This window comes from Romboutsia lituseburensis (assembly GCF_024723825.1).
GTDB classification, from domain to species: domain Bacteria; phylum Bacillota; class Clostridia; order Peptostreptococcales; family Peptostreptococcaceae; genus Romboutsia_F; species Romboutsia_F lituseburensis_A.
Window position 1 is genome coordinate 1,772,641 of sequence record NZ_JANQBQ010000001.1, and the last position, 17,686, is coordinate 1,790,326.

11 protein-coding genes are annotated in these 17,686 nt (G+C 28.9%); all 11 read right to left on the bottom strand.

Going from position 1 to position 17,686, the window contains the following annotated elements; all coding sequences use genetic code 11:
• Positions 1 to 5: 5 nt before the first annotated feature.
• The gene (locus tag NWE74_RS08635) at positions 6 to 1,664 is read right to left on the bottom strand and encodes a sensor histidine kinase (protein ID WP_309137277.1); all 1,659 of its coding nucleotides are present in this window, start codon (positions 1,662 to 1,664) and stop codon (positions 6 to 8) included.
• 133 nt (positions 1,665 to 1,797) lie between these two features.
• On the bottom strand, positions 1,798 to 3,297 hold the full coding sequence (locus tag NWE74_RS08640) for a UDP-N-acetylmuramoyl-L-alanyl-D-glutamate--2,6-diaminopimelate ligase (RefSeq protein WP_258242802.1): 1,500 nt from the start codon (positions 3,295 to 3,297) through the stop codon (positions 1,798 to 1,800).
• 184 nt (positions 3,298 to 3,481) lie between these two features.
• Positions 3,482 to 4,201, bottom strand: a complete 720-nt coding sequence (locus tag NWE74_RS08645; protein WP_258242803.1) for an aspartate/glutamate racemase family protein — start codon at positions 4,199 to 4,201, stop codon at positions 3,482 to 3,484.
• Positions 4,202 to 4,216: 15 nt separating this feature from the next.
• Positions 4,217 to 5,431: a carboxylate--amine ligase gene (locus NWE74_RS08650; protein ID WP_258242804.1), complete on the bottom strand. Its 1,215-nt coding sequence runs from the start codon at positions 5,429 to 5,431 to the stop codon at positions 4,217 to 4,219.
• 421 nt (positions 5,432 to 5,852) lie between these two features.
• Entirely contained in the window at positions 5,853 to 7,916 is a 2,064-nt protein-coding gene (ptsG, locus tag NWE74_RS08655; protein WP_309137278.1) for a glucose-specific PTS transporter subunit IIBC, read from the bottom strand.
• Between the two features lie 289 nt (positions 7,917 to 8,205).
• Positions 8,206 to 9,048: a BglG family transcription antiterminator LicT gene (gene licT / locus NWE74_RS08660; protein WP_258242805.1), complete on the bottom strand. Its 843-nt coding sequence runs from the start codon at positions 9,046 to 9,048 to the stop codon at positions 8,206 to 8,208.
• Positions 9,049 to 9,385: 337 nt separating this feature from the next.
• The gene (rbr, locus tag NWE74_RS08665) at positions 9,386 to 9,979 is read right to left on the bottom strand and encodes a rubrerythrin (protein WP_258242806.1); all 594 of its coding nucleotides are present in this window, start codon (positions 9,977 to 9,979) and stop codon (positions 9,386 to 9,388) included.
• A gap of 77 nt (positions 9,980 to 10,056) precedes the next feature.
• Complete coding sequence (locus NWE74_RS08670) at positions 10,057 to 12,018, bottom strand: fructose-1,6-bisphosphatase (protein ID WP_258242807.1); 1,962 nt, start codon at positions 12,016 to 12,018, stop codon at positions 10,057 to 10,059.
• Positions 12,019 to 12,112: 94 nt separating this feature from the next.
• Positions 12,113 to 12,466 carry a hypothetical protein gene (locus NWE74_RS08675; RefSeq protein WP_258242808.1) on the bottom strand — a complete coding sequence of 118 codons (354 nt, stop codon included), beginning with the start codon at positions 12,464 to 12,466 and terminating at the stop codon, positions 12,113 to 12,115.
• Between the two features lie 281 nt (positions 12,467 to 12,747).
• Positions 12,748 to 16,290 carry a pyruvate:ferredoxin (flavodoxin) oxidoreductase gene (gene nifJ / locus NWE74_RS08680; protein WP_258242809.1) on the bottom strand — a complete coding sequence of 1,181 codons (3,543 nt, stop codon included), beginning with the start codon at positions 16,288 to 16,290 and terminating at the stop codon, positions 12,748 to 12,750.
• Between the two features lie 313 nt (positions 16,291 to 16,603).
• A complete protein-coding gene (gene deoC / locus NWE74_RS08685) occupies positions 16,604 to 17,275 on the bottom strand; it encodes a deoxyribose-phosphate aldolase (protein WP_258242810.1) in 672 nt (223 codons plus the stop codon).
• Positions 17,276 to 17,686: the final 411 nt, after the last annotated feature.

The window sequence follows — 17,686 nt, forward strand, 5'->3', positions numbered from 1 at the left end:
CCAATTTAAATTTCGAATTCTATTTTAGTTCCTGGATTTAATCTATAAATATTTAGGCCTTTATCATAAAGTAATTTCAACCTCAAATGAACATTATATAACCCTATTTTATTTTCTGGCATATTATCTTTATAAACTTTTTCAATTATTTCTTCATCTATAGTTACACCATCATTTTCTACCCATATTTTTACATTTTTATCCTTCTTTTTTATACCGATTACTACAGTTCCATTTCCACCATTTTTTCTTATTCCATGTATAATTGCATTTTCTACTAATGGCTGTATTATAAGACTAGGCATTTGAAATTTTATATCTTCATCAATTTTATAAATTACATTTAGTTTATCTCCAAATCGTGCCTTTTCAATTTCTATATAAGCTTTTACTTGTTCTAGTTCTTTACTTATATCGATTAGGTTATCACTTACCTCTAAATTATATCTCATATAAGTAGATAAATTTATTATAAGTTGCCTTGCCTTATCTGGGTTTATTCTAATAAATGATGTAATTGTATTTAATGCATTAAATAAAAAATGAGGATTTATTTGGGTTTGCAATGCTTTTATTTCAGCTTTATTTTTAGCTTCTTTTATTTTTTCTATTTTGGAAACTTCCATTAATGTTGAAATTATTTGTGATAAACCTATAGCTAACGATTGCTTAGAGTGACTCATTTCGTATTTTTCTGTATAGTATATTTTTAAAGTACCTATTACACCGCTAGAATCTGTTAAAGGAATTATCATAGCCGTTTTTAAATTAACTATTTTGCTTAAGGAATGTTCATCTTTATTTACTTTTATATTTAAGATTTTATTTTGATTCATAGCCTTTTTAGTTGTATAACTTAATTCCTTTGTGCAATCTGAGTATATGTCTTCACCTACTCCTACATATGCTAATACTTTATCTAAATCTGTTATAGCAACTGCATCTGAGTTTATTTCTTCTTTAATTATATTGCATATAATTTTTAATGACTCTTCATTTATAGATCTAAAATATGGTAGAGTCTTATTTGCAATATCTAGTGCTAACTTTGATTGCAAAGCCGCGATTTCCTCTTTTTCCTTTTTAATAGCTTGTACTATTGTAACTAAAAATCCTATACCTATTTGACCTACTATCATAGGTATATATATTTTAGTTATTATAGAAACAGCTACATCATGAGGTTTAGATATAAAAAATATTAATATCATAGTTATACTTTCAGATACCATTCCACATATAATACCAACTAACCATTTATATTCTTCTTTCCCTCTTTTTGATGCATACCCTGATAATATACCTGCAAATATGCTAGATATAAAACATGGTATAGAAGTTATTCCATTTAAATCTATTAAAAGCCTATGAGTTCCAGATACAATTCCTGATGTTATCCCAACTACAGGTCCAAATAATATACCTCCAGAAACTACAGAAATTATCCTTGTATTTGCTAATGATCCATTCACTTTTATTCCATTATAAGTCCCTAATATTGCTAATAAACTAAATATTATTGATATAACTACTAAATCTCTCTTTCTATATATTTCTTTTTGAAATATGTATTTAAATCCTTTAATCTTACTTATGATTATAAATAGTACTATTATTAAACTAGATTTTTCTAATAAATTTAAAAATATATCTCCTTTATCCACTATTCCACCTCTTTTCTCATAATTAGAATAAGTTTTAAATTATATTAAAATCGAAAACAAAATAACTATTTATTAATACCTAAAAAAGAGAAGTTATAAACTTCTCCTTTTCAGTGATTTGTATTAGTCTATTTTATGATAATTGTTTTTCCATCTTTTTTTCTATGATATTTCTAGCAGCTTCTTTTGCTATTTCAGTTTCACTGAAAGGTATCCATTCACCTTTTATAAGCTGTGATTCTTCATGACCTTTCCCCGCAAATACTATCATATCACCTTCTTGAGCTAATTCTATAGCTTTTTCTATAGCTACTTTTCTATCTGGTTCTACTATATATTCACAATCTGATCCTTTAAATGAATCTGCTATATCTTTTATTACATTCATTGGATCCTCAAAATCAGGATTGTCACTTGTTAGTATACATAAATCACACTCTCTTGATGCTACATCACCAAGTTCTTTTCTTCTTAGCTCAGTTCTTCCTCCAACTGAACCAAATAAACATATTAATCTGTTATGGTCATACTGTTTTAGCGTTTGTAATATACTTTCTAAGCTAACGCCATTATGCGCATAATCTATTATTATAGTTGCATAGTCTAAAACTGGTAATACCTCCACTCTACCTTTTACTTTAGCACTTTTTAATGCCTCTATCATTATATTTTTCTCTATCTTTAAATACTTACAAACAGACATAACAGCTAATGCATTGTATATACTAAATGTACCTGGTGCACATATATATGCATTAAATGTCTCATCTATTGTTTTAACATCAAAACTTACACCTAATGAATCTATAGCTCTTGAATATTCTATATTTTGAGCATTTAAATCAGCCTTATTGTCTATTCCAAAAGTTTCTATATCACAAGTAGCTTTTTCTATTATTTGGTGAGCATATTTATCATCTATGTTAATTATTCCATGCTTAGCTAATGTAAATAGTTTAGCCTTACATCCTAAATAGTGCTCAAATGTTGGATGTTCTTTTGGTCCTATATGATCTGGAGATAAATTAGAGAATATAGCTATATCAAAGTCTACATCTTTAACTCTTTCCATCATTATTCCTCCAGAAGATACTTCCATAGATACACACTTAACACCACTATCTATCATATTTCTAAATATTCTATGAAGTTCATAACTTTCAGGTGTTGTGTTTAATGTCTTTTCTTTTTTCCCATTATAGAAAGTTCCATTTGTCCCTATAACACCTGTATTTAAACCTGCTTTATTTAAAACTGAGCTTATATAATTAGTTATAGTAGTTTTTCCCTTAGTACCCGTTACTCCTATTACCTTTAATTCCTTCGATGGATTACCAAAATAGTTAGCAGACATTTTAGATAGTGCTATTCTACTATCATTTACAAATAATTTTATAGCATCTTCATTAAGTTCTAAATCATCTTGTAATATAAATACTCTTGTACCTCTTTCATATGCATTTTTGGCATACTTATGACCATCAACAGTCTCCCCTTTTATTGCAACAAATATATATCCATCTTCACATTTTGAAGAATTATATGCTATATCTTTTATTTCTGTATTTTGTATTTCATCCCAAGGCTTGTTTGAATTGAATTCAACTTCATTCATTATATCTAATAATCTCATTTTTTAGCCCTCCTAATAAATTATATCGTATGTAGTATACCACAATAAATCATAAAATTTAAATGTATGTTATTGCTAATTCTACTCTACTTTAATAAATTCTAGAAAAATAGAGTAGTTTCAACTACTCTATTGATCTGTTCTTAGTCTTTATTGATTATGTCTTTGTGCATTTTTTATATAATTACATAGCTTCTTTTTTCTTACTTTTCTTTTCACATGCACTAATAGTTTTTCTAGCTAACACTTCTAATGAATCTATATAAAATTCATCGTCTAAGTTATTATCATTTTTTAATATAGAAAGTTCTGTGCATCCAAGTATTGCTCCATCACAGTTGCTTTCTTTTAAATAATCTATAACAACATTAAATTTATTCATGTCTGCACTTTTACCACTTTTTATATCTTTATATATAATATCCATCACTATTTTTTGTTTTAATTCATCTAAAACTTCATAGTCCATATCATATTTTTCACACATATTTTGGTATAACTTTGTTTGTACATTTCCAGTTGTCGCTAATATACCTAATTTTTTATGCCCTTTTCTTTTTGAATATTTAACAGTTTCTTCCACTATATTTATAACCGGTATATTTACACTATTTGATATTTTTTCATAGAAATAATGTGCCGTATTGCACGTTATAACTAAAAAATCTGTACCATATTGTTCTAACTTTTTAGCGTCTTTAATAAGTATATCTACTGGATTTTCTGAGGAATTACCTATTATATAACCAGTTCTGTCTGGTGTTGTTGCTCTATTAGCTATTATCATATCAATATGATCTTGATCTATTGTTGCATCAGTCAATCTAACAACCATATCAAAGAAATAAACTGTAGCCATAGGGCCTAATCCACCCATAACTCCAACTGTCTTATTATTTTTCATAGTCATACCACCCATCTATTTGCAGTATTTTTTAAACTTTCTCATTTGGTTTATATTATATAAGAATATATACCATCTTCTCTTGAAGTTTCCTTGTAAATCTTTATTGTATCCAAATGATGTCGCACTCTTACCTTGACTAACTAATGATTTTGCCTTATTTACTAAAGCTTGATCTTTAACGTATTTATAAACAACATTATTCGGTATAACATGCCAGAAGAAAGGATCCTTTTGTACCTTTAAGTCTAATTCTTTATTGTATACTCTATCTTCAACAACATATTTAGCTATATTATTTCCAGAACTAGTAACGTAGTAGTTACTTCTTCCTTGTCTTAAGTTAATTTCAAATACTTTATACGTATTATCTCTACTATCATACTTTATATCAAAGTTTGAGAATCCAGTGTAATTTATATCCTCTAAGAAAGCCTTAAACTTTTTCATAAGTTCTTCATCATACTCTGTTATTATAGCAGCATGGTTACCTATACCTTTTGGAGTATGCTCTTCTAATAACACATGTCCTAGACACATCATTTTAACTTTTCCATGTTGATCTGAATAACAAGTTAAAACTCTCATATGTGAGTCATCACCTGGTATAAAATCTTGTATTATTAAGTTTTTATCATACTTACCATTGTATATTTCAGTAGTTATTTTTATAAATTCCTTTTCATCTTGTGCTACATATGCTTTTTTCATTCCTTCGAATGGGAATTGCCAATATAATACACTATCTGAAGGTTTAATTATAACAGGATAATTAAATCCAAAATTTTCTATTTTATCACCTTTTGAATATATAAAAGTTTTAGGGTAATCTAATCCTTTTTCTTCACACATTTCATAGAATAATTCTTTTTCTATTAACTTGTCCTTTAGTTCACTGTCTATATATGGAACTATATACTTTTCTTTTAATACATCTTTGTGATCTATTATTAATTCTGCATACTCATCAGTACATCCCATTATTATTAGTTTCTTATTAGGTGCTGATAGTTCATCTGCAGTTTTTAACAGAACTTCTATAAATTCTTTTTCTTCTGTTATTCTTGGGTCTATTCTAAAATCTATTATGTTACTATCTTTAGTCGCTCCTAATGCATATCTACCGAAAGCTATTGACTTAACTCCATAAGCTTCGTGGTATGCTCTTGCTACTGAGTAGCAGTTTATATCTCCACCAACCAGTACAGGTTGTATTACTATATTATCCACGCTTTCCACCTCTTTTAAATCATCATCTATGATTAAATTCACCTACTAATTATACTGTATTTAACCTATTATGTCAAAATTCTAACTTATTCGATTATGATTATATTTAGTGTTTTTTGTTAAGATTTTAGTTTTTTTTAAATATTCACTTTTTAACTTAATTAAAGTTAGTAAATAGCCTAAATTTCAACAGTTTTATAATATTAATATTAAATAAATTATATTTTAAATAGATTAACTCTAATCTTTATTTCGATAGCCTTTTATAATATCTGACATTTCGTTTCAGATGTCTTATTTACTTAAATATAAAAATTTTTATAAAGCTAAAATAATTACATATAAATTCTTCTTATTAATGGCTTTAGATGTAAAAAAACTAGCTACATGTGTAAATACACGTAACTAGTTTTTAACTTAATTATTTTACTATACTAACTCTATTTTTTTCTTTTGCTTTTATAGGTCCAGCTTTTATGCTGATTTTTTCACTACCTTCTAAGTTAGTAAATACAACTGGACTTATTGTTGATGTAGCATTTTTTTCAATGTAATCTAAATCCATTTTAACTAACTTATCTCCAGCTTTAACTTTTTGCCCAACTTCAACAAATACATCAAAGCCTTTACCTTCTAACTTAACTGTTTCTATACCTAAATGTATAAGGACTTCTCTACCAGTTTCTGTTTCTATTATTATGGCATGCTTTGTAGGGAATATAACTCCTACTGTACCACTTACAGGAGAATATATATCTCCATCATTTGATTTTATTGCAAATCCATCTCCCATTAATTTTGTTGAGAAAACTTCATCTGGAACTTCTGATATATCCATTAGTTCTCCGTTTACTAATGATATTATTTCTTCATTTGTTGCTGATTTTGTTGCTGCTATTTCTTCTTTTACTTCTTGCTTTTTAGGTGCTTCTTCAGCCTTAGGCTTAGCTACCTTTACTTTACCTGCTATTATTTCATTTATTTCAGATTTTAATGTATCTGATTTAGGTCCATATATAGCTTGTAAGTTATTACCAACTACCATAACTCCTGCCGCTCCAAGAGATTTAAGTTTATCTTGGTCTACTTTATTTATATCTTCAACTGCAATTCTAAGTCTTGTTATACATGCATCTAAAGATTTTATGTTTTCTTTATTTCCTAAAGCTTCTAATATTCCAAATGCTAATTCACTGTTGCTTAATGTAACATTTGAAATACCTTCTGTTTCATCTTCTCTACCTGGAGTCTTAAAATTAAACTTAGTTATTAAGAATTTAAATCCGAAGTAGTAAACTACTGCAAATACTGCACCTACAACTAATACTAAATACCACGGTGTTCTATTTGGTAAAACCCCTAGTAATAAGAAGTCAAATAATCCACCTGAGAATGTCATACCTATCTTAACACCAAGTATATGCATTAACATAAATGATAACCCTGCAAATATACAATGTACTGCAAATAATACTGGAGCAACAAATAAAAATGCAAATTCTATAGGTTCAGTTATACCTGTTAAGAATGAAGTAAGTGCTGCTGACGCCATTATACCCGCAACATATTGTCTCTTTTCTGGCTTAGATGTATGAACCATAGCAAGTGCTGCTGCTGGAAGACCAAACATCATGAATGGGAATTTCCCAGTCATAAAAGTACCTGCTGTAAATGGAACTCCATCTTTAAGTTGTGCAAAGAATATTAGTTGGTCACCCGTTACTAGTTTACCAGCTTTATCTACATACTCACCAAATTGGAACCAGAATGGATTGTAGAACACATGATGTAATCCAAATGGTATTAATGCTCTTTCGACTACTCCAAATATAAATGCTGCTAATGTTAAATTTGTATCTATTACACTACTTGAGAAGTTTAATAATCCATTTTGTATAGGAGGCCATATAATTGACATCGCTATACCTACAGCAATAGCAGTAGCTGCTGTTACTATTGGAACAAATCTTTTACCTGCAAAGAATCCTAAATATTGAGGTAATTCTAATTTGTAGTACTTTTTATAAAGACCTGCTGCGATTATACCTATAATAATACCACCAAACACTCCTGTTTGAAGAGTTGGTATACCCATAACTCCTGCATACATTGGATTTCCTTTTATTCCTGGAACCATACCTGCCATCTCTGGAGTTACCCCAGCCATTATACCCATAGATGTGTTCATTACTAAGAATCCAACTATTGCGGCTAAACCTGCTACACCTTCGCCTTCAGTTAAACCTACTGCTACACCTACTGCAAATAATAATGCTAAATTACCAAATATTATTCCACCTGAATTTTCCATTATTTTAATAATAAATTGGAAAGTTTCATTTGCAAGAAAAGGTATTTTAGCTGTTAATGTTGGGTTAGCAAGCGCGTTACTAACACCTAGAAGTATACCTGCTGCTGGAAGTAATGCAACTGGTAACATTAATGCTTTTCCTACTTTTTGTAAAACACCAAATAGTTTTTTCATTATTCTCTCTCCTTATTGTTTTTTAATTTATTTTAGGAATTCATTTTCCTTGTCAACATAACTATTTTCATCATAAATTTTATTATATATGTGTTTATTTTTTAAATTTGTATAAAAAAAGACTTAACCCTATAAAAATAGTTTCTGTCTTATTGGTAAATAATATTTATATATATCACTTAAATTAAGCACTATATAAATTTTACACTAATAAAATTTAGCCCTATTTTTATAAACTTAAGTCTTGCCTGCTCTATCAGTAACAACCTTTTACAGTTTATAATATCTATTAATTTTTTATAGCTGATATAACCCTATTTATGTGTAAAGTTAAATATAAAAGTTCATCTTCTGTTACTATATATTCATGACTATCTTCTATATATTGTTTTACTTTACACGCACAGTTATACGCTTTTTCATATTGTATCTTTATTATATTTATAAGTTCATTATCTTTATCTTCAACCTGCTCTTTTTTTATTAATCGTTTTGCAAAGAATTTTAAATGAGTAACTAGTCTGTCATAATTAAAATCATCTTGCTCAAACTCTACAGAATAGTAATATCTTATTATATTTAAAATTTCTTTAACTATTTTAGTCATTAAAAATGATTCATTAGTACTTTCTTTATAATTTGCATTTACTATATGCATTGCTATGAATCCAGCTTCATCAATTGGAAACTCAACATTAAATCTATCATTTATATATTCAATTGCCCATTTTCCAACCTCAAATTCCTTTTTGTGAATTCTTTTGATTTCATATAATAAATCATTTTTGATTTGAATTTTTTCTTCATACCTTTTAAAAGCAAAAGATAAATGGTCTGTTAAAGATGCATATATATAATCATCTAATTCTGAATTTAAATATTGTTTTGCATATTCTATTATTTTAGAACTAGCTTCAAATACTTCTTCGTGGACCTCTGTTACTACTTTAGTTATCTTTTGAGTAAGGCTTTCATCTTCAGTAATAAACTTTTTTTCTATTTTAGATTGATCTACTGTCTGACCTACCTTTTTTTGGAATCCAATTCCGCATCCAGTGAGTACTAGTTCTTTATTGCTTTCTTTATCTATAACCAATACTACATTGTTGTTATAAATTTTTTCTATAATCATTCGTCTACTTACTCACCCCTTTAGTTAAAATTATTTATTACTAGGATTTAATAGTTTAATCTAATTATTTATATTCTGACTTTATAATAATTATCTTATAAACTATAAAATACCTAAACTAAGGCATACAAAATAACACTTGCCTTAACTTAGGTATTGCCTGCTCAATCAGTAACAATCCAATTTTATCAATTTATTTTAAAGTAGATATTTGTATTACCTTCTTTCTAAAACAATTTTATAATAATTGCATAATTCTGTCAAGCTTTTTGAAAACTGTTTCCCTATATATTTTTAATATTTGTTAGTTTGTATATTTTCTGAATTTAAAAGCATTTTAGTTTACAAATGGAGACTTAGAATATAGTATAAAATACCCTTGTTCATGTTGACATACTGGGCATAATTTTGGAGCCTCAGTACCTTTATGTATATGACCACAATTTAAACATAACCATTCTTCTTCTTTATCACTTTTAAATAATGTCCCACTTTCTAATTTATCTCCAAAGTATCCAAATCTATCACCATGCGATTTTTCAATTTCTGAAATTTGTTCAAAACTTTTAGCTACAGGCATAAAACCTTCTTCTCTAGCTATATTAGCAAAATTTTTATATACATCTTGGTATTCTTCATATTCTCCATGTTGAGATGCTTTTAACGTTTGAGCTAAGCTATCATATACATCTACAGGATATCCTCCATCAATTTGAATAGTTTCACCTGATAATTCTTTTAAATGGTCATAAAATATTTTAGCATGAGCAAGCTCTTGATTTGCTGTATATGTAAAAGCCTTCTCAATTACGTATAATTTTTGTGTTTTAGCTTGCTCTGCACCAAAAGTATATCTATTTCTTGCTTGACTTTCTCCTGCAAAAGCTCTCATTAAATTCACTTTAGTTTTGCTATCTTTTAATAAGTTCATTTTGACCTCCTAATATAATTAAATATAATATTAGGATTACCTAAGTTTTTAACTTAATGCATTACTCTTTTTTCCTTTTATATTTCTTTTATTAGGCCTTTCTTATAAGCTAACAATAACATTTTTAAATCATTAACTTCTTCCTGTAATTTTTTACCTGCATCAGTATCTCTTACTGTTTTTCTTTTATCTTTATGTTCCACGATTTCCGTTGTAGATAATATATCACTTTCATTTACTATGGCTTCTTCTGCACTTGTAAATGGATTATGTGAGACTAACTGCAAGCTATATGAATTATATATTAATGTATATCCTGCAATACCTGTTTTCTTTTGATAAGCTTTAGAAAATCCTCCATCAATAACTAAAATTTTACCATTTGCTTTTATTGGACTCTCCCCATTTTTACTTTCAACTGGAACATGACCATTTATTATATGTGCATCTTTAGTATCTAAATTAAATTCTTCAAATATCTTTTCACACATTTTCTCGTCTTCTCTTAATTTAAAATAAGGGTTTTTGTTTTCTTTATGAGCTTCTTTATCTACAATAAAATACCTTTCAAATGTTGTCATATCATCTTTCCCAAATAATGAAGAACATTTTCCTGTCCATAAATACCACATCATATCCATTCCATATTGTTTTTGACTAGTATTTTCTTTAAAGAAATATCCCTCCCTAGCCACTGACTCCATTTTATCCATTAATTCTTTACCTTTGTATTCTCTACCCTGTATTTTCATCTTCATAAAACTCGAGTCTTCATTTAAAGGTACACATCCATGAATTAGTAAATTCGAATTTGCAGTTAAATAAATGCTTCCCTTTGAAAATAAAAATGAAACGTGCTTTTGTAATTTTTCACTGTTTTTAAAAGAAGATACTAATTTATCTATTACAGATTCTTCTTCTTTAGTAAATTTATATGGATTAGCTTTATCTATCGTTGGGAAGTATGAATCTTTTAGCTTATAGCTCTTTCCTTTTATATTTATAGTTCCTTCGTCATAATTTATTTTATTTAATAATAATCTATGCTTCATCTCAAACTCAGATCGTCTACTTATAATTTCACCCTCAAGTTTAAACTGAATTATACTTATAGCTTTATGCATTTTTGCAATTAAAGATTTTTCTTTAGTTGATACTTCCTGGTCACTTATCTTAGGTATAAATGAGTCACAAGAATCATCCTTGTAAACATCCATAGCAAATGTCGCTAATGGAAGCAAATTAATACCATAAATATCTTCAATTATATCTAGATTTGCATATCTAGCTGATATCCTTAGAGCATTAGCTATACAAGTTTTTTCTCCTGCTGCTGCACCCATCCATAATATATCATGATTTCCCCATTGTATATCGACTGAATGATAGTCCATTAATGTATCCATAACTATGTCAGGTCTTGGACCTCTATCATATATGTCTCCTAATATATGAAGTCTATCTACTACCAATTTTTGTATTACTTTAGATATTGCTATTATAAACTCTTTTGATCTATCTGTTTCTATTATACTTTCTACTATACTTTTATAATAATTTTGTTTATGATGACTATCTATGTTTTCATGCAACAATTCTTCTATTATATATCTAAAATCTTCTGGTAATAATTTTCTTACCTTTGATCTGGTATACTTACTTGAAGCATATTTACATAGTTCAATTAATCTATATATATTTATTCTATAAAAATCATCTATATTTTCTTCTTCCTTGATTATTAAATCTAGTTTTTGCTCTGGATAATATACTAGAGTTGCTAGAGCCTTTTTTTCACTGTCTCTCATAGTACTAGAAAATAATTCTTCTATTTTTCTTTTTATAACCCCTGATCCATTTTTTAATACATGTACAAAAGGTTCATATTCTCCATGTATATCTGTTATAAAATGCTCTGTTCCCTTTGGTAAATTAAGTATTGCTTCTAAATTTATTATTTCTGTACTTGCTTTTGATATGCTAGGATACTGTTTAGCTAACAACTTCAAGTACTTTAACTCATTCTCAACAGTTTTCATTTTTTACCTCCAACTTATCCAACTTACAATTATATTATATCACATTAATAAAAAGTGTACACTAATCAAGTTTTTAGTGTACACTTTTTATTTTTTAGTTAGGAAGCATTAGTTCTCCTGTATAAATATTTATTTTATGAACACCTAAACTATGGTCATGTTCTCCAACGTCTTCTGATTCATCTTTTAATACTACATCTACTATATATTCTTCTCCAACTTTCTTTATATCTTCTTTTGATACAGATATGTAATCACCATATTCAGCTTCTAGAATTTTTATTGCATATTCCTTAGAAAGAGGGTTAACTTTATCTTTATAATTTGATTCACTATAGATATTATTTTCTATTTTAGTGTCTTCTTTCTGTTTATTATTTATAATTGCAGCAAAACCTAATAAAAAAATTCCTATAACTACAAAAGATATTATTTTTTTATTTTTCATATTAAACTACCTTTCTTTTAGATTTTTGATGTTATTAACCTTCACATCATAATATATCTTTATAAATTTTATTTTATTTAAAAATATATTTAGAGCTTATACTATTGTATATTAGTCATAAAAACTAAAATTCCTTTATTTTATAAATACGACAATATTCTACCACGCTTTACTCTAAATGTATAATCATTTAAATTAATTAATTTGATTAATATATCTTTCTAAAAATAAAAAAGGATGAACTAAAAGTTCATCCTTTTTTGTACTTATTATAATTTTTATTAGCAATTTTCAGCTAATCTCTTATAGTTGTTATATCTTTCATTAGCATTTTCCTCAGCTGATGTAAATAACTTGTCAGCTATTTCTGGGAATTGCTTAGCTATTGCAGCATATCTTACTTGACCTAATAAGAAGTCTCTGAAGCTTTCTGTTGGTTCTTTAGAATCTAATGTAAATGGATTCTTACCTTGAACTTTTAGAGTTGGGTTGTATCTGTATAAGTGCCAGTATCCAGCCTTAACAGCTTTTTCTATGTTAGCTTGAGCTCTACCCATACCTTCTTTTATACCATGAGATATACATGGAGAATAAGCTATTATTAATGATGGGCCATCATAAGCCTCAGCTTCAAGTACTGCCTTCATTAATTGATTCTTATCTGCACCCATACCTACTTGTGCAACATATACGTTTCCGTAACTCATTGCCATCATACCTAAGTCTTTTTTCTTAGATCTCTTACCAGCAGCAGCGAACTTAGCCATTGCAGCAACTGGAGTTGACTTAGAAGCTTGACCTCCTGTATTTGAATAAATTTCTGTATCAAACACAAGTACATTTACATTTTCTCCTGAAGCAAGAACATGATCTAATCCACCGTATCCGATGTCATAAGCCCATCCATCTCCTCCAAGGATCCATTGAGATCTCTTAACTAGATAATCTTTTCTTTCATCTATTTCTTTTAATAATGGTTTTATTTCTTCACTTGCACATCCACAATCATCAGCTAATACTTTTAATACTTTATCAGCTGCTAATTTTGAAGCTTCAGAATCATCTTTACCTTCTAACCATGCAGTGAATGCTTCTCTTGCGCAATCACATATATCCATAGTTAATAAAGTTTCCATGTTATCAGCTATTTTATTTCTCATTTGCTTAACTGCTAACATCATTCCGTATCCATATTCAGCATTATCTTCAAATAATGAGTTTGCCCAAGATGGACCTTTACCTTCATGATTAACAGTGTATGGAGTTGATGGAGCAGATCCTCCCCAGATTGAAGAACATCCAGTAGCATTTGCTATCATCATTCTATCTCCAAATAATTGAGTAACTAACTTAATGTATGGAGTTTCTCCACATCCAGCACAAGCTCCTGAGAATTCCATTAATGGCTGTCTAAATTGACTTCCTTTAACTGTATTTGGAGCCATTACATCTACCTTTGGAGATACTTTTTCAGTGTCAACTGCAAATGCCCAGTTTTCTACTTCAACTTCTTGAGTATCAAGAGGTTTCATAACTAAAGCTTTTTGCTTAGCTGGACAGATATCTGCACAGTTTCCGCATCCTGTACAGTCCATTGGACTTACTTGCATTCTATATTGTAATCCTTCTAATCCTTTACCTATTGCTTTCTTAGTATTGAAGTTTTCAGGAGCATTATTTGCCTCTTCTTCATTTACTAATACTGGTCTTATACATGCATGTGGACATACATAAGCACATTGGTTACATTGTATACAGTTGTCTACTACCCATTCAGGAACATTTACTGCTATACCTCTCTTTTCGTATGCAGCTGTACCACATGGGAATGTACCATCTTCTATTCCATTGAATGCACTTACTGGTAAAGAATCTCCTTCTTGTGCGTTCATTGGTCTTAATATGTTTTTGATAAATTCTGGCTCATCAGAATCTACTGCCATTTCTAACTCTTTAGCATTTGCCCAGTTAGATGGAGCATCTATTTTAACTAATGCATTCATACCTGCTTCAACAGCATCAAAGTTCATTTTAACAATTTTTTCACCTTTTTTACCGTAAGCTTTGTTTATAGAATCTTTTAAGTGTTCTACAGCTTGCTCTATAGGTATTATCTCAGCTAATTTGAAGAATGCAGATTGCATTATCATATTTATTCTTGTTCCAAGCCCTATTTCTTGAGCTATCTTAGTAGCATTCACAGTGTAGAAGTTGATTTCTTTTTCAGCTATGAATTTTTTCATTTTTGCTGGTAAGTTAGCTTCTAACTCTTCAGGACTCCATATAGTGTTAAGTACAAATGTACCACCTTTTTTAAGTCCTTTTAATAAATCATATTGATTAACATATGATTGATTATGACAAGCTATATAGTCTGCCTCATCTATTAAATATGTTGATCTTATTGGTTCATCTCCAAATCTTAAGTGAGACATAGTTATACCACCAGACTTCTTAGAATCATATGCAAAGTAAGCTTGAGCATACTTGTCAGTGTGGTCTCCTATTATTTTTATAGCTTGCTTATTAGCCCCAACAGTACCATCAGAACCTAATCCCCAGAATTTACATCTTATTGTTCCTGGAGTAACAACTTTTATTGTTTCAGATGGAGCTAATGAAGTATTTGTTACATCATCAACTATACCTAATGTAAAGTTATTTCTAGGCTTATCTGCAACTAAGTTGTCAAATACTGTTTTTATTTCAGATGGAGTAACATCTTTTGATCCTAATCCATATCTTCCACCTATTATCATAGGAGCATTTTCCATTTCATAATATGCAGCACGAACATCTAAGTATAATGGCTCTCCTATTGAACCAGGTTCCTTAGTTCTATCAAGTACACATATTCTCTTCGCAGAAGAAGGTATAGCTTCTAATAAATGCTTAGTTGAGAATGGTCTAAATAAATGAACTTTAACTAAACCGAAGTTTCCACCTTTAGCATTTACATAATCTATAGTTTCTTCTATTGCTTCTGTAACAGATCCCATAGCTATAACTATATTTTCTGCATTTTCTGGTCCATAGTAATCGAATAATCCATGTTTTCTTCCAGTTAATTCGCTCATTTGATCCATGTACTTTTCAACTATTCCCACTATATCATTGTAGTACTTGTTTGAAGCTTCTCTAGTTTGGAAGTATATATCTGGGTTTTGAGCAGTACCACGAGTAACAGGATGATTTGGCGATAAAGCTTTGTTTCTAAATGCTTCAACTGCTTCCATGTTTAATAGTTTTGCATAATCTTCTGTCTCTAATAATTCAACCTTTTGAATTTCATGTGATGTTCTAAATCCATCGAAGAAATGTATAAATGGTAATTTACCTTCTATAGCAGCTAAGTGTGCAACAGGTGCTATATCAGCAACTTCCTGAACTGATCCAGAAGCTAATAATACGCATCCAGTTTGACGAGCACTCATAACGTCTTGATGGTCACCAAATATAGATAATGCTTGAGATGCAAGAGCACGAGCACTTACGTGGAATACTCCTGGAAGTAACTCCCCTGCAACCTTATACATGTTAGGTATCATTAATAATAATCCTTGTGATGCAGTGAATGTTGTAGTTAAAGCACCAGCTTGTAATGAACCATGGAATGCTCCAGCAGCCCCTGCTTCTGATTGCATTTCTACAACGCTAACCTTTTGTCCGAATATATTTTTTCTCCCTTGAGCAGCCCATTCGTCAACCACTTCAGCCATGTTTGAAGATGGTGTTATTGGGTATATAGCAGCTACATCTGTAAATGCATAAGCAACATGTGCTGCAGCTGTATTTCCGTCAAGTGTTTTCATAAATTTAGCCATAATGTGTATCCTCCTTATTTATTACTCTTATGTACTCAAATGTTTTAACATAAGCAATGTGTATCGTTAATTCAATGTACATACAAATACATTGTATTCCCCCAATACACAAGTATTACATAATTATAAAATATTACATAATAAACAAAATATTCTATATATTACTAAAATAATCCTTCTTTTTTGTTTATATAAATAATATATTTAATTTTTTATTTTTTTTATAAATAAATTTTTTATTATTGCATTAGTTATATACCCAACAAATAATAAGTTTAATCACCTAAGCTAAAAAATATGTCATTATTTGTTCTTAATAATCACTTTTACTTATTTGACCACTTACTATTGCTATTGATGCACTAGCTCCTATTCTACTAGCTCCTGCTTCTATAACAGCTATTGCATCCTTTTCACATCTAACTCCACCAGAAGCCTTAACTCCTATGTTTTCTCCTACGGTTTCTCTCATTAACTTTATATCTTCAGGAGTAGATCCACCTGTACCAAATCCAGTTGAAGTTTTAACATAATCAGTTCCTGCCTTAACAGCTAACTCACATGCTATTTTCTTTTCTTCGTCTGTTAAATAACAAGTCTCTATTATAACTTTTACTAAAGCAGCTTTATTTGCAGCATCTACTACTGCTTTTATATCTCTTTCTACAACTTCGTAGTTTTTATCTTTTAAAGCTCCTATATTTATAACCATATCTACTTCGTCTGCCCCTTTAGCTATAGCATCTTTCGTTTCGAATGCTTTAACTTCTGGAGTATTTGCTCCTAAAGGGAAACCTATTACTGTACAAACCTTAACTTCACTACCTTGTAATTCTTTTTTTACAAGTTCTATTTGAGTAGGATTTACACATACTGAGAAAAATCCATATTCTTTTGCTTCACTACATATTTTTACAACTTCTTCTTTAGTAGCTGTTGCTTTTAATATAGTGTGATCTATCATGTTTGCTATTTTATTATTCATTTTGTATATTCTCCTTTTTTTACACTAAAATTTATATTATTCCATAATATGTTATCATATTACGAAAGCTATATAAACTTATTTTTTCCGAGAGAACATTTCACATTCATGATTTTTTTATTAGATTTTGTACTTGGGTAATATTTATATTCTTATGATAGACCTTGCATATCATTATAACAAGTAGGCACTTTATTTATATGTAGGATATTTTTTTATATATAGTATCTAAAAGTATACTATATGTTTTTTTATATACGTTTAACTTATCTATTGTTACATTTCAGCTATTTCAATCATTTAAACTATATTTATATAATTAATAAGGTATATCAAGATTCAAAATGGATTTTATATATTATGAGTTTTATGTTATAATTATTAAAATTAAATTTACATATTTTAGAATTT

Bases quoted from the DNA above. Each gene is read 5' to 3' on its own strand.
- deoC (WP_258242810.1), bottom strand. From the start codon at position 17,275: ATGAATAATAAAATAGCAAACATGATAGATCACACTATATTAAAAGCA.
- NWE74_RS08670 (WP_258242807.1), bottom strand. From the start codon at position 12,018: ATGAAAACTGTTGAGAATGAGTTAAAGTACTTGAAGTTGTTAGCTAAA.
- rbr (WP_258242806.1), bottom strand. From the start codon at position 9,979: ATGAACTTATTAAAAGATAGCAAAACTAAAGTGAATTTAATGAGAGCT.
- NWE74_RS08675 (WP_258242808.1), bottom strand. From the start codon at position 12,466: ATGAAAAATAAAAAAATAATATCTTTTGTAGTTATAGGAATTTTTTTA.
- NWE74_RS08645 (WP_258242803.1), bottom strand. From the start codon at position 4,201: ATGAAAAATAATAAGACAGTTGGAGTTATGGGTGGATTAGGCCCTATG.
- licT (WP_258242805.1), bottom strand. From the start codon at position 9,048: ATGATTATAGAAAAAATTTATAACAACAATGTAGTATTGGTTATAGAT.
- nifJ (WP_258242809.1), bottom strand. From the start codon at position 16,290: ATGGCTAAATTTATGAAAACACTTGACGGAAATACAGCTGCAGCACAT.
- NWE74_RS08640 (WP_258242802.1), bottom strand. From the start codon at position 3,297: ATGAGATTATTAGATATAATGAATGAAGTTGAATTCAATTCAAACAAG.
- ptsG (WP_309137278.1), bottom strand. From the start codon at position 7,916: ATGAAAAAACTATTTGGTGTTTTACAAAAAGTAGGAAAAGCATTAATG.